We start from the raw sequence: 14,166 nt of genomic DNA, 5'->3' as shown, positions 1-14,166 counted from the left end.
GATGATGATTGGCTCCGGACCAGCAAAGCCGATCCGGAGCCTTGGCTGTGACTACAGCATATGCTCAGGCGATGAGCTCCTTGACGGATGCAATGATCGCTTGCAGGCTGACTTTGGCGTCGTTGAAGAGCATCTGCGTGTTCGGGTTGAAGTAGAGCTCGTTTTCGATGCCGGCATACCCCTTGCCCCTGCCTCGTTTGAGGACGACAACATGCTGGGCCTTGTCAACGTCCAGTATGGGCATGCCGGATACCGCGGTACCTGGCCGGCGGGCTGCCGGGTTGGTCACGTCATTGGCGCCGACCACCAAGGCGACGTTGGCTGAGGGGAACTGGGGATTGATGTCGTCTAGGTCGATCAATTCCTCATAGGGGACGTTGGCCTCGGCCAAGAGGACATTCATATGTCCCGGCATGCGACCGGCCACCGGATGGATGGCATAGGAGACCTCCACGCCACGCCCCTTGAGCAGTTCGCCCAGGTCGGCCAGTTCGCGCTGGGCCTGGGCTTGTGCCAGACCAAAGCCGGGGACGAAGATGACCCTGTCGGCATAGACCAGCTGGACAGCCACATCGTCTGGGGTCGTCTCCTTCATGGTCCCTTGAGCGCTTGCGTCCTGAGATGCGCTGGTCGAGGAGCCGCCGAACCCTCCGGCCAGGACGCTCAGAAGCGGCCGGTTCATGGCCTGGGCCATCAGGACGGATAGGGTGGCACCTGCTGCGCCGACCAAAGCGCCCGCCACGATCAGAGCGACGTTGTCGATGGCCAGACCGTTCATAGCCACAGCTGTGCCGGTGCAGGCGTTCAAGACGGAGATGACCACGGGCATGTCGGCGCCGCCGATGGGGATGACGAAGACCAGTCCGTAGCCCAGGGCGAATATGGCCGTGAGAACGGCCCATAGGGTCCGATTGCCAGGATTCAGGCAGAGCATGACCAAGCTGAGGACCGTCAGCAGGGCGAAGAGCACATTCCAGACGGCCTTGGCCGGCAGCTTCAGGTTTTTAACCAGGCTGATGCCCTGGAGCTTGCCGGCAGCTATCAGGGAGCCGGTGAAGGTGATGGAACCGATGACCACGCCCAGGCCGGCGGTGATCAGCACCACCAGAGTCGGGGTGCCCTCGGAAGTCAATATGTCGTTCAGGGCGACCAGGGCCGCAGCCCCGCCGCCGACCGTGTTGAAAACTGAAACCAGCTGAGGCATGTCCGTCATTTTGACCTTCCTGGCCGAGTAGACCCCTGCTGCGGACCCGATCAGGATGCCGAGCACGAGCAGAACGACGGCCAGGAAGGAGGTGAAACCGGTGGCGAACAGATGGATGAAGGCCATGGCTACGGCGATGACCATGCCTGCCGCAGAAATCCTATTGCCTGTACGTGCCGTCTTGGGTGAGTTCATATAGTGCAGGCCCATGACGAACATGACTGAGGAAAGGAGATAGACAAACCAGGTGATGATGTCGAGGGCGTTCACTTGTCGACCACCTCGTCTTTGGCGGTATCGGTCGTAACGGTCGAATCCTGTTCGTCCCGGCTGGCCTTTTCCTTACTCTTGTCGGTTTTGGAGGACTTGAACATCTCCAGCATTCTGTCGGTCACCACGTAGCCGCCTACCACGTTCATGGCGCCAAGGACGGCAGCCAGGAAAATAAGCACATAGGAAAGCGGGGAGTGAGCCTCAGCCGCGATGATGATTACCCCGACGATCACAATGCCGTGAATGGAGTTGGCGCCTGACATGAGCGGTGTGTGAAGCGTGGCCGGAACCTTGCCAATCACCTCCACGCCGATCAGCAGGGCCAGAATGAAGAGCGTAATTGCTATGACCAAAGAATTCATTGCTCCCGACCTTTCTCTTCGGTCTCTTCGGCATCTGGAGCATTCGCGTTTCCAAGTGTGCCGGAATCGGCTGCATCTGATACAACCAGTGCTTGATCGATCTCGTCGTCCGCTTTGATGCTGAGCGCGCCATCACGAAGGAAATGCACCAGCACGTCCGCCACATTTCTCGACAGCAGGTTGGAGGCCGTCTTGGCTACTCCGCTGGCTAGGTAAGGGGCCCCGATCATGGTGACTCCGTTATCGGTAGTTCTGGTTCCCACCTGTGACCCTTCGACGTTGCCGCCCAGGTCGCTGGCGGCGCAGTCCACAATCACAGCTCCGGGATGCAGGTTGGCCACACCCTTGGCGCTCAGGAGGCGGGGAGGCTTTCCGCCTGGAACCTTGGCTGTGGTGATGACCACATCGAAGCCAACCGCTTTCGCATCCACCGCAGCCTGCTGCTGGGCCTGTTCCTGATTGGTCAACTGGCGCGCATAGCCTCCCTGGCCCTGTCCCTTGGAGAAGTCCAGTCCCAGGTCGAGGAACTTGGCTCCCAAGGATTCCACCTCCTGTCTGGAAGCGGGTCTGACGTCATAGGCGGTGACCACGGCTCCCAGACGTTTTGCGGTCCCGATGGCCTGCAAGCCTGCGATGCCAGCGCCCAGAACCAGGACCTTGGCCGGTCGGATGGTTCCAGCTGCAGTGGTCATCATGGGGAAGAAGGATCCATAGGCATCGGCAGCCACAAGTGCCGCCTTGTATCCCATGACCGAGTTCTGCGAGGTCATCTCATCCATGGACTGGGCCGAGCTGAGCTGTCGGGGGAGTCGCTCCATGGCGATTCCGGTAAGCCCTGACGCCTCTAGGGACTTGATGTAATCCTTGTCGCTCAATGACCCCAGCATGCCGATGATCCATGTGCCGGCTGGAATCCGCTTCAGCAAGGAGCTATCCGGTCTGCCGACGAAACCCAGGACTGTCGACTTCGATAGGACAGCATCCCTATCGGTGACTGTGGCTCCCTTCTGCTGGTAGTCCTCATCCAGGAAGCCGGCTCGAGCCCCGGCTCCGGACTCCAATAGGCAGGTAATGCCTTGTCTGGTCAGCCGGGTCACGATATCGGGCGTCAGGGCAACACGGTACTCCTCATCGTCTGTCTCTTTGAGGACCCCGAAGGTTACGCGGGATTTTTCTGGTCCACTCATGTCTTTCCTTTTTCGAACACAACTGTGTGTGAGCAATTGCACCAATGATTCTAGTGGCTGATCAGTGCTGATGAGAGGTTAGTACAGTCTGAATGTGATTGCGTCGATAAGTATCGGTCGTGAAGAGGCCAACCTCAAGGTATCTTGCGAAAGTGGATGGGAAATGGAAAGAGCAAAAGAAGCGTTCGCGTAGTTGCACGCGCGCAATCTATGTAATGTCTGTAATGTCTGAGGAGTTGCAATGCTCGAGCAAAGGGATTCACGGTTTTGATGCCGAATCTTTCGGGAGCCGGCCGGCATAGCGTATGGCATTGCAGCCCGTGTCAAGTTGGCATTTTCCAGCTATGTACTGCTATGACAGGAGGGTTGATCGAAAGGTGCCGCGCGTCTTCAAGAAGGATGAGCGGCACCCTGAGACCGAAAACCCCGGCGAACACAAGACTTTCGCAAACACAAGATCTTGGCGAACAGAACGATTCGGCGAGCCGACTTATTCGTCTGCTGCGGCGGTTTCACACCACTGTCAAGTCCGCCTTTCTGGACTTGTCCATCGTTTCAGATTCATATGCGCTGTAGTGCCTTATTCCCTCCCGCCGTGCTTATCGTTCGCCGTGGGATCCTTGGGCTTGGACTGCAGGGGGTTGTGATGGTAGATAAGGACGAAGGCAGCCAGGATCTCGATCATGCTGGCGATGATCCAGGTGATGACGATGGAGTTCTGATGTTTGCCGACTGTTCCCATGCGGGTGAAGATGAACACATCTATGACGAAGGTCTGCAGCACCAGAAGGACCGTCGCCACAACTACCGTCCTGGTATGCCTGTCCGCATCCGTTCCTTCTCCCTCCGGTTTGCCAGGAGACTTGAAGCTGGCATAGGAGAGGAGCCAGATGCCGATTCCAAAGAGGATGGCGGCAAGAGGCAGGGAGAAGAAGATTGGCATGGTGCTCAGGCTGAGGCCCAGAGCTGCAACCAGGACTGCCGAAGCCAGACCCAGATAGAAGGAATCATGGTTTTTAGCCTTTGCTGGTTTGGGTACACTGGCAACTCTCGGTTGAGATGGTTTGTCGACAGGCGCGGGTGCATCCTTTGCAGCAGGCTTATTGGGTTGGTTCGGTTTTTCGTCAGGGGAGGGACCGTGCTCCTTCACGGTGTGGCCGGCCTGCGCATGGTCGGCTCTTAGAGCTTGTTCCTGCTTATGTTGTGCTTCAGGCCTGCCACTGTCAGCGTCCTTGCTGGATGAATCCCTGCCTTCCTTCTCGCCTGTTTGTTCAGGCTCTGGGTTCGGCTTGGGGGCATTCTCTGCTCTGCTCTCTTTTCCGCGGTTTGCATTCTCCACTGGCCTCGGCATGCGGTTCTTGTCGTTCATTGTCGCTTGCTGGGAACTTTCCCGGGTGTTGTTGCTCTGTGAGGAGTTGCCCTCATGCCTCGTCTGCTGGTTGTCGGGCACTCGCGGTTCTTCATGCCTGCCTTGGTTCTTGTTTGCATGTTCGTTTCGATTGTTGCTCATCTGACCCTCCAAGCTTGTTTTTCCCCGTAACTTCTGGCAGGTCATCTGGCGGCCTGCTCATTTTCAGGAAGCAACCTCCGTTGAGGCCAGTGTATGTGCTATTTTCTCGTAAAAGTGGCATTGACCAGCACCAGGTCGGCATCATTTCGATACTGATCTTTTATGAGTGAAGTGCTGTTAGCTCAACGAGAGGAGGGGTCTGCGGAAACGCTGGATTCGCTGCAGTATATCCAATTACGAGAGTGTCTAAGCACGGTATATATCGCGATTATTGTATGGATTTTCGCCTCTGGTCAATACTGTATTTTCCGATTTCATCGTCTCGTCCCGAAGGATGCTTTCTCTGTTCACTCTTGGACAAAAGACGTATCTCGTGCTGCTATGTTTCTGTCCAATCAGATGAATCCATATTTAGACTTGTTGAAGGCTTCTAGGGCAGCAAGGAAGTCATTGGCCCTTGTAAGAACTTAGCCCGTGTTATAAGTTGAAAAAGCGAAAAGCCTAAGCCCTTGCCTGTAGGAATGGTGGCAATCTGTGCTGAGAAGCTATTGATGAAAAAATCGAAAACTTCTTGGATGCGTAGGACCCTCTACTAATTGCCAGTTATTTCTCTGTTTGAAGATCTTTGATTTTTGTGCTGAGTGGAACAACTTTTCGCGATTATAAGCCTTTGCTCCAGGACTGCATGTGAGATAGCTTGCATCAGTTGCTCAGAAGAGCAAAATGAGCATAGTGGACTCTAATTCGCATGTTAATCGTCAGTACTTTTTATTTATGACATACAAGAGTGGTTTAGAAAGTCCTCCTGGATATATGAAAACCCATGCTTATCAGTCGGGAGTGGGAGTTTAAGGTGGGGCGGCTAACGCAGCCCGGACGCGCGACCTCCTGAACCACGATTGGGGGCATTCAGCCCGATCGAATGGATGCATGCCTGGCTTTGGAAGATACGATGACTGGCATCACTTCCGCGGCCGCCTTTGGTGCACCACCCTGGCTTTCACCGGTTCCAACCCCAATGACACATCATTCGGCCCCGTTCGCCTTGTGCGATTGCTACCGAGGCGTGATCCCCCCCCCCCTCAAATAAAACATTGGGCGAGTACATCCAACTTCGCCGCTCTCAGCAGTAGTTTTATCGCCGTGTGTTGGCAGCATAGACGAGTGCTACATATTGCTTTGTAATAGATAAGTCAACGAGTAGAGCTCAATATTGGTATAGACCAATATTGAGCTCTGTTTTCTTTGTAGTATACGCTTTGAGTATTGATTTGTATAAGGAATATTGCTCTATCGGTGCAAATATTGTTATACCACCAAGTGAGCGGTAGAAACTATGATGTCCCTGCTGCGAGTAACAAAGCAGCGCGAAACCGTCATTGAGGAGTAACTATGTCGGGAAAAGCTTATCGACCATTCGTTTTTTCTACTGTGGCCCTTATATCTGTTGCTTTCTGTCTGCTGGTTGCGATTTCTCCCGTCAGGGCTCAAGGCATGTCCAGCGAGCAATCGACAGGATATCCCAAGCCAGAGGCAGTTGGCTTTCATCATGCGGCGCTGATATATGCTGATGACCAGTTGGACGAGCGAGCGGTTCTGCCTCTATTTAATCGGGTTGATAACACAGGTAAGCCTATTCCCGGAGCGTCCATGTTCGATGCAGCAGTTTTATTGCGTTTTACGATCAATGGGAAACAAACTGATTACGGTGCAACAACATTGTCGGATTGGCAGACACTTATCGACCAGTGGTTTAGCACAGGTGGCCCCATTGATACCGTTGAAAAAGCTGCCGAGCAAGCAGACTTAGCTGCACAGGATGATGGAGCTCCACAGCAATCTCAACGCTCGATCATAGTTATGATGCCGTGGATGAATCCCAGCGTCGGCTCTTTCGGCAAAGTAAACGGCTCTGACCGCAGTTTGTCGAGTGCCCAGGATCGGCAGGCTGTGGCCCAGTGGTTTGCCAATACAGTGAGCCAACGATTTAGCCAAAAGCACTATGCACATCTTGCTCTGTGGGGCTTATACAGGATGCGTGAAGACGTTCCTCCTTACGAGCAACACATAATTGCTGGCGATGCGCAAGGAGTCCATAACAGCGGTCTTAAATATTTGTTTATCCCCTATTACAAAGGATTGGGCTGGCAATCTTGGAAAGAGTATGGTTTTGACGTTGCTATCATGCAGCCCTCCTATGCTTTCCGCTCACCGCTGGATGGTGGTGAAGTCAACGCATCGAGGTTGCAGGAAACGGCTGTAGCTGCTCAAAAATACGGTTTAGGGATCGAACTTGAATTCCGTGGGTGCTCCCGGTTAACAACTGAACAGGTTATGGCTATGCAGTATCTGGCAAACGGCTCTACGTACGGTTACCAGGATGGAGTGTCTGCTGCTTTTTTGGGAGAGGGCTTTGGCTCTTGTGGTATCACGACCAGCAGCAATCCATCGCAGCGCTCAGTCTACGATGCATTGGCTGACTACGTCTCTGGCAAGCACATCTCTTCTCCAGATGTAGATATCAAAGCTGTGGAATCGAAACAATCAGTCGGGCAGAGCGACAATCAACGAATGTACGTTGCGCGCGAAGTGGATCTGAGAAAGTTCAATAGCATACGCATCGACTTTGCTGAACACCAGCAGTATTGGCAGGGCGAGGTGCAACTCCAAGTTCAGACTGCCAACGGTGGATGGAAGCAGCTGGCTTGGGCCACAAGGCCAGGTGGTGACAGCTTGGCAGACGACATTCAGGGTGTGGTTGTGAGTTTTGATAATACCCGAGTCGACTCCGATAGGCAGACGATCAGGCTAATACTGACTACGGCCCAGCGCTCCCCGGTGAGTAAGCCTCCGATAGTGAGAATAGTAGGCGATCGTTCGCTCGATCCTGTGACTGAGAACGGGCTAGCCAACGCGTATACGGTGGTGGAGTCAGGTAAGCCCAGGCCTGCATCGTATCCTGATAAGACTTCTCATATGCTTCACGATGGCAAAATATCGACTGCAGGCTGGTCTTCTGGGCGAAATGTGGGCTGGAACTCTAATCCAGGCAAATCAGTAATCAATATCGATTTAGGCAGTGTACGCCGGGTAGGAGCCGTAAAAGTCTATGCACAGGGTGGAAGTGATGCCGCTGTCAATTGGCCACTGAATCCTGTAGCCACTTTTTCAAATACTCCTACGCTGATGGGTAGCGGTACGGGGACGTCTCCATTACTGGCGAGCTGGCCTTTTTCGACTCCACATGTCATCGCAAAGCATGCGCCAGTAGGAGGAGAATCGTTGCCGACAGTACCTGGCATCTCTTGTCTAACAGCTACTGAGATTACATGTACAAATCAAGATGGATACATCGAAGCAACTGGCACTCCAGTCGGGGCACGTTATATCAATATCGGGTTCTCTACGAATTCTTGGGCTATGCTCTCTGAACTGCAAGTTGTTGATAGCGTTGGCAATCCCATCAATTTCAGCTACCGATTAGCACGAGCTCCAGGTGATTTAGACAATTATTCGGACGATGGGCTGCGTCTTACGGACGGAAGATACACTGGTGACTTTGCTTGGAGAGAGATCTCGGGTTGGCCAGCAAACGAAGCGGTTACGCTACGATTTGATGCCGCTAAACCGATAGATGTTAATACCATTTCTGTCTATACTCTCAATGCCGGTTCCTACGGGATTGTGGCACCCACTACGTTCGCGGCTCAGGTAAAAACCGCGGGCCAGTGGGTGGACGTGCAGGGGCGCCGAGAACAAACGTCATTCGGGTCTGGTGGAGTTCGTCTTGACATTGCCGATTTGCGCTACCAACAAGTTACTGCTGTGCGGATTCTTTTACCAGGTGACGGGGCTAGCTGGGCTTGGACGATGATCTCTGAAGTCAAGGTGGCATAAGTGTCTCATCCCTGTAAAGCTCAATCCCTTTATAACTGCGTTATAAGCGTCAAACTTCGCATAGCTGTTGGGCGTTTTTATTGGCTGTTGGCGGTGTGGTGCCGTTCCAGGAAAGAGGGGCGAAGAGATGCAGGTAACTGCCGAGGGGCTGTTTCTGGGCAAGAGCGGTTTGTATGGTTCTAATCGGCCTACGGATGACCAAACGTTCAGTGATGACGAGGACCGGCGTGATTGGGAAGATACGCGGCCCAAATATATGAAGATACGCGATGCTATTTATCGCAAATATATTGCGGGCCGTCCTTCAAACTCGGTGATTCCGCCTGAACGCAAGTTGGCCGAAGAGTTCAAGGCTAGTCGCGTTACGATTCGCAAGGCCATAGGAAAACTCGAAGCAGACACCGTTGTATACAAGGTGCAGGGCGGCGGTACATACACCGTCGAGCCAGGAATTGTAAAGTCGCTAAAGCTTACTTCGTTTTCTGAAGATATTCGAGCGAGAGGCATGGTTCCATCTTCTCGGGTGCTTTTGCATGAGCGGGCGCAAGCAGATCGGAAAGCTTCTTGGCGTCTCAAAGTCTCGCCTGGGGCTGATGTCTATATCTTACGACGCTTGCGCTTGGCTGATGGCGAGCCTATGTGCCTGGAAGAGGTGACCGTCCCACTTGAGTATGTACCGGGTATTGAGGAGCAGGATATCACTGGTTCCTTTTATGATGTGTTGCAACACGAATATGGTTTGCTGCCGGTATGGGCAGATCAGGTGGTTTCTCCTGTGGCGCTTGAGCCAGATGACGTTAAGCTGTTGCAGGTAGCGCCCTATTCACCGGCTTTGAAAATCGTCCGCGTTACCTTTGATGTCAAAGGAAGACGCATCGAGACGAGCACATCTCTCTATAGGGGAGATAAATACATGCTTCATTATGCGGTCAAGCGAGATTGAAGCAATCCTGTAGCGCAATCATTGGAAACGAATAATTGGTAAATACCAATATTGCATTCCGTAGACGGCCGCCCTAGCATAAAACTGCTAGTTACGGAAAGTCAGATAGTTGGAAGCGTGGTGCTTGCTCTGTGTATCGCAGGGTTGTTGTTTCTATACTTTCAGGCCGTCTGACCGGTCTTTCATAAGCTATAACCGGCAAGGGTGCCAATGCAGTTGTCAGAGAGGATTGATGAATCTTCCGTCTGGTCGAAGGCGGCAATGTCAGTAAACGATACACGTTTACTCCAACGATGATGTTGAAAAAGCGAAGAAAGGTACATACCAATGAAACATGTACACCATATAGCAAGGAAGCTGGCAGTGGCCGCTGTGGCTACCCTGGCGAGTGTCTCCCTGGCAGGATGCGCTGGCTTTGGGCCTACCAACACGACCGGCACAGACAAGGAGGGAAAAGTCACCGTACGATTCTCGTACCTGTGGACAGGCGACGAAGCGAAAGCCGTTGAGAAGATCATCAAGGATTTCAACGCTTCTCAGAGCAAGATATCAGTCAAAGGAACCTCGTCTGCAGATCAGCAGGCACAGGTGCTGTCGATGCAGGGCAAAAACCCTCAGTTTGATATTTCCAACACAGGCAATTCGCAGATTGTCGATTGGGCAAACAGCGGTGTGCTCTTGGGGCTGGACGACTATATTAAAGCTGACAAGTACGACACTTCCGACTTCCTTCCAGCCGCAATCAAAAATAATTCCTTTGATTCCAAGCTCTACGCTCTACCCGTGGCAGCGAATATCTATCAGTTGCTGTACAACAAGGATGAGCTCAAAGAGGCCGGCATTACCAACCCTCCCGAGACGTTCGACGATTTTGCTAAGGTCATCGATACAGTTAGTAAGCTCAACGGAGACAAGGTCGAGCGGTTGGGCACCAACTCTTCGGTGGACCTGCAGCTGCTCGTCCAGGCCTACGGGGGCAGTTGGTACACCGAGGACGGCAAGGCTTCACCAACCAACCCACGCAATATAGAGGCGTTGAACTGGTGGGTTGAGCATGTAGTCAAGAAGTTCGGCGCTAAAAACCTGCAAGACTTCCAGTCGGGTTTCGGTGAGTACGGCACGGCTCAATACCCCTTCTACACCGGGCAAATCGCAACTCTGATTGACGGCAACTGGCAGTCGGCGTTCATCCGTCGCCTGGCACCGAAGCTCAACTGGGGGGCCGCAGCTCTGCCATATCCTGCAGATAAGCCAGAGCTTAGGGGCACTACACGTTTGGACCTGTCCAACTTGTTCATCCCGAAGAACTCCGCTCACCCCAAAGAAGCTTGGAAGTTCATGAAGTATTTCCTAGGCAAAAAGCCGATGCTTGAGTTTACACATACGTTGGCTAACTTGCCCGGACGTACTTCGTTACTCAGCGACACAACATATTCTGATCTGCCGAACTTCGACGTGTTCTTGGCGGCTGCTAAGTCAAAGTTGGCCGTGCCGAGTTATTCCACCAAGTTCAGCACTCAATATGGGCAAGATCTCTCTGCGGCCTTTACACAGATTCAGGCTGGGCAGGCGACTCCAGAGCAGGCTATGCAGTCGGTGGCCGAAAAGGCTAAAGCCTACAAACAATAGGATACAGACGGGTGGAATGGTCCCATCAACTATTTTGCTCTAGATTGACTCCGCAGGCTGACTAATCAGTGGTCTTGCAGCCTGCGGAGTCTCACACGAGGAGGTGTGACATTCGTGTCAGAGGCACAGATTTCAGCGGGTGCAGCCCATAACACTCAGGCGCAGCGCAACATCAGTGTGATTACCCGGCGAGGCAGACGAGGCAAGGCCGGAAAACCGAAAAGGGGCAGCAAGAACGAGAGACGCTACGGTTTGGGCTTCGCTATGCCTTTCCTCATCGGTTTAGTGCTGTTTACTATCGGACCAATGATCGCGTCGTTGTACTATTCGTTTACCGATTTCAATATTATGACGGCTCCAAAATGGGTGGGCATGCACAACTACCAATCGGTTTTTGCCGATCCTCGTTTTTATAAGTCCCTGGAAAACACGGCTTACCTGACGTTCATCGGCGTGCCCCTAGGCCTCGCATTTGCACTGGGTGTGGCCCTGATCTTGAACCTGAAGGAGGCGCCGGCCCGAGGACTCGCCCGTGCTCTCTCGTACATCCCCGCCATTATTCCTTCCGCCGTAGTGGCCTACCTGTGGCGCTGGATGTTCAATGGCAAGTATGGCCTGATCAATGTGGTGTTGACCAAATTAGGCATACCGGCACCCAACTGGCTGCTCGATCCGGCTTGGACACGACCCGCTGTTATTCTGATTTCCTTGTGGACCGTAGGTGGCACTACGGTGATTTATCTGGCTGCCCTGCGTGATGTGCCTCGTGAGCTGATGGAGGCTGCGGCGTTGGATGGCTGCGGCGTACTGCGTCGTTTTCGCTACGTCACGCTGCCAGCTATAGCTCCCGTTACGGTCTTTCAGCTGATTGCGGGCTTGCTGGGAGGTCTGCAGAACTTCACTATCCCATATTTACTGGGTTCGGGCGGTTTCAACATGTCGACCGGAGGGCCGGACGAAACCTGGCTCACGTACGCGGTCTACCTGTATCAGAACGCGTTCTCCTACTTCAAGATGGGTTATGCTTCGGCGCTGGCGTGGATCCTCTTCATTATTGCTCTGATTCTCACCGCCGTTATTCTCCGACTGTCGAAAGGTGTAGATGAAGATGCTGCTCACTAAATCAAGAATGGCTGTTTCTCGGGCAGTGTTGTTCCGCTCAACGCCCTCGCGCAAGACCAGCAGACAACGGGTGGAGCTGCCCGGCGTGCATCACAAGGATTGGAACAGTCCGAGTCTACGCTCCTACCGCACACGGTTCCTCAGTTTGGCAGGGATCGTGGGCGTGCTTCTGCTCTTCGGTATTCCACTGGTGGTCATGGTAGCGACTTCGTTGACACCAGCCCGTGAAGTAGGGTCGTCGGTCTTCCCCAAGACGCTCGATTTTTCTAACTATGGCGCTGCCTTCGCTCAGGCTCCCTTGCTGAAATACTTCGGCAATACGCTTATTTTGGTGGCTTTCAATGTGGGCGCGACGTTACTCACCTGCCCGATTGTGGCCTATTCGCTCTCGAAGTTGCGTTGGAGAGGGCGCAATCTAGTGCTCCTGCTGGTGCTTTCCACGATGATGCTGCCCTCGCAGGTCACGCTGGTACCGGTCTATATCATGTGGGATCAGCTCAACTTAGTGGGTACCTTCTGGCCGCTCATTATCCCGCAGTTCTTCGGCTCCTCCTTCTATATTTACATGCTCCGCCAGTTCTTCCTCGGCATTCCCATGGAGTATATCGAGGCGGCCCGTGTGGATGGGGCAGGGGAGTTTAGGATTCTCTTCCGGATCGTCATGCCGATGGCGAAGCCGGCACTGATTACGGTAGGGCTCTTCCAATTCGTGGGCACTTGGACCGACTTTATGGGGCCGCTCATCTACCTGCGCGATCAAAACCTCTACACCATTTCCATGGGTATGTATTCGTTCTTCTCCTCGCACGGTACCGACTGGGCTCCGCTCATGGCGGCCTGCACAATGTTCACTATTCCGACCTTTGTTATCTTCCTCATTGGCCAGCGCTACTTTGTGGAGGGCGCTTCGTTGGGAGGTCTCAAATAGTTTAGACATCACACTTACAGCATCTTTTTACCGCAATAAAGCAGTGTAACCAATAATTCTATTTATATGGGAGTTTCTTATGACAGAACCGCTACGTATTACCGGAACGTTCCTAGATGAGGTGACGGCAGATATTGCCGGCCACAACTGGGGAGTCAAAGAGTGGACGCAGGAGTTTGACACCTATGTTGAAGCGGGTATCGACACGGTTATTCTCATCCGCTCGGGTTGGGGTCCTCGGCTCTCGCATCCCTCGAAGGTCATCTCCGCTCAAGTGAAAACCATACCGGTGTATATGGATATGCCCGAGCTCTTTTTGAGCTTGGCCGACGAGCGCAACATCAAGTTCTACTTTGGCCTGTACGACTCTGGAGTGTACTGGAATCGCAACGATTGGAAGGGTGAAGTAGAGATCAATCGCGACTATATTCCCGAAGTATGGCAGCGCTATGGTTCCCACAAGTCATTTGCTGGCTGGTATCTACCTCATGAGACCTACGACTCGGGACAGCGCATTATTGAACTCAATACATCGCTTGCCAAACTCTGTCGGCAGACACAGGACTTGCCTATTCTCTCGTCACCGTATTGGCTGGGCAGGTATGACATGAGCTTAGGATACTCTCTGCCTGCGCCCTCGCCACGGTCGCTCAAGGAAATCGTGACCCAGTGGGATGAGATTTTCAAGGCATATTCGGGCCTTATCGATGTAGCCGCTTTCCAGGACGGTACGGTATACGAGCTTGAGCTGCCTGAGACACTGAGCGCCATGCGGGAGCTGACGGATAAATACGGTCTCTCCCTGTGGTCGAATGTGGAGACGTTCGATCGCGATATGCCTATCAAATTCCCTCCGATTGAGTGGCGCAAGCTGGTGCACAAGTTGACTTCGGCAGAGGGAATAGTCGACAAGGCAATTACGTTTGAATTCTCCCACTTCCTGTCGCCTCACTCAATGTGGCCGTCTGCAAGACATTTGTTCGACCGCTACCAGGAGTATTTGCACGGTGAGCACCGTGCTTTGGATCAGTGAGTCTTACTGCTGGTTTGGACGTAGTCGATAGGAATGGCAAGCGTGGTTCAAGCTGTTGCGAGCAAAGGAGTCACCGCA

Annotated in this window: 10 protein-coding genes; 6 read left to right on the top strand and 4 right to left on the bottom strand. The window is 53.2% G+C overall.

All coding sequences use genetic code 11. From position 1 onward, the window contains the following. Positions 1-64 precede the first annotated feature (64 nt). The 4 genes from H3V04_RS04390 to H3V04_RS04375 form a co-directional block, all read right to left on the bottom strand. Positions 65-1,474 (bottom strand): NAD(P)(+) transhydrogenase (Re/Si-specific) subunit beta, encoded by a 1,410-nt coding sequence (locus tag H3V04_RS04390; RefSeq protein ID WP_198187332.1) that lies wholly within the window; start codon positions 1,472-1,474, stop codon positions 65-67. Beyond that, a complete protein-coding gene (locus H3V04_RS04385; protein WP_198187331.1) occupies positions 1,471-1,839 on the bottom strand; it encodes an NAD(P) transhydrogenase subunit alpha in 369 nt (122 codons plus the stop codon). Before H3V04_RS04385 ends, H3V04_RS04390 begins: the two co-directional genes overlap by 4 nt. Then, complete coding sequence (locus tag H3V04_RS04380) at positions 1,836-3,026, bottom strand: NAD(P) transhydrogenase subunit alpha (protein WP_198187330.1); 1,191 nt, start codon at positions 3,024-3,026, stop codon at positions 1,836-1,838. The genes H3V04_RS04385 and H3V04_RS04380 overlap by 4 nt, the downstream gene beginning before the upstream one ends. A 580-nt stretch (positions 3,027-3,606) precedes the next feature. Next, a complete protein-coding gene (locus tag H3V04_RS04375; protein ID WP_198187329.1) occupies positions 3,607-4,536 on the bottom strand; it encodes a hypothetical protein in 930 nt (309 codons plus the stop codon). A 1,392-nt stretch (positions 4,537-5,928) separates the two neighbouring features. Between H3V04_RS04375 and H3V04_RS04370 the strand changes: the two genes are divergently transcribed. The 6 genes from H3V04_RS04370 to H3V04_RS04345 all read left to right on the top strand — a co-directional run bounded on the left by H3V04_RS04370 (position 5,929) and on the right by H3V04_RS04345 (position 14,088). Next, positions 5,929-8,433: a DUF4855 domain-containing protein gene (locus H3V04_RS04370; RefSeq protein WP_198187328.1), complete on the top strand. Its 2,505-nt coding sequence runs from the start codon at positions 5,929-5,931 to the stop codon at positions 8,431-8,433. Between the two features lie 127 nt (positions 8,434-8,560). Next, positions 8,561-9,376 (top strand): GntR family transcriptional regulator, encoded by an 816-nt coding sequence (locus H3V04_RS04365; protein WP_198187327.1) that lies wholly within the window; start codon positions 8,561-8,563, stop codon positions 9,374-9,376. Between the two features lie 363 nt (positions 9,377-9,739). Further along, positions 9,740-11,005, top strand: a complete 1,266-nt coding sequence (locus H3V04_RS04360; RefSeq protein WP_198187326.1) for an ABC transporter substrate-binding protein — start codon at positions 9,740-9,742, stop codon at positions 11,003-11,005. Positions 11,006-11,119: 114 nt separating this feature from the next. Further along, on the top strand, positions 11,120-12,127 hold the full coding sequence (locus H3V04_RS04355) for a carbohydrate ABC transporter permease (protein WP_198187325.1): 1,008 nt from the start codon (positions 11,120-11,122) through the stop codon (positions 12,125-12,127). Beyond that, positions 12,108-13,055 carry a carbohydrate ABC transporter permease gene (locus H3V04_RS04350; RefSeq protein ID WP_198187324.1) on the top strand — a complete coding sequence of 316 codons (948 nt, stop codon included), beginning with the start codon at positions 12,108-12,110 and terminating at the stop codon, positions 13,053-13,055. The genes H3V04_RS04355 and H3V04_RS04350 overlap by 20 nt, the downstream gene beginning before the upstream one ends. 79 nt (positions 13,056-13,134) lie before the next feature. Further along, on the top strand, positions 13,135-14,088 hold the full coding sequence (locus H3V04_RS04345) for a DUF4434 domain-containing protein (protein ID WP_198187323.1): 954 nt from the start codon (positions 13,135-13,137) through the stop codon (positions 14,086-14,088). Positions 14,089-14,166: the final 78 nt, after the last annotated feature.

Origin of the sequence: Bifidobacterium sp. M0353 (assembly GCF_016100645.1) — a bacterium.
Lineage (GTDB): Bacteria > Actinomycetota > Actinomycetes > Actinomycetales > Bifidobacteriaceae > Bombiscardovia > Bombiscardovia choladohabitans.
The sequence above is the reverse complement of the archived record's forward strand: the minus strand, read 5'-3'. Positions and strand labels throughout refer to the sequence as shown.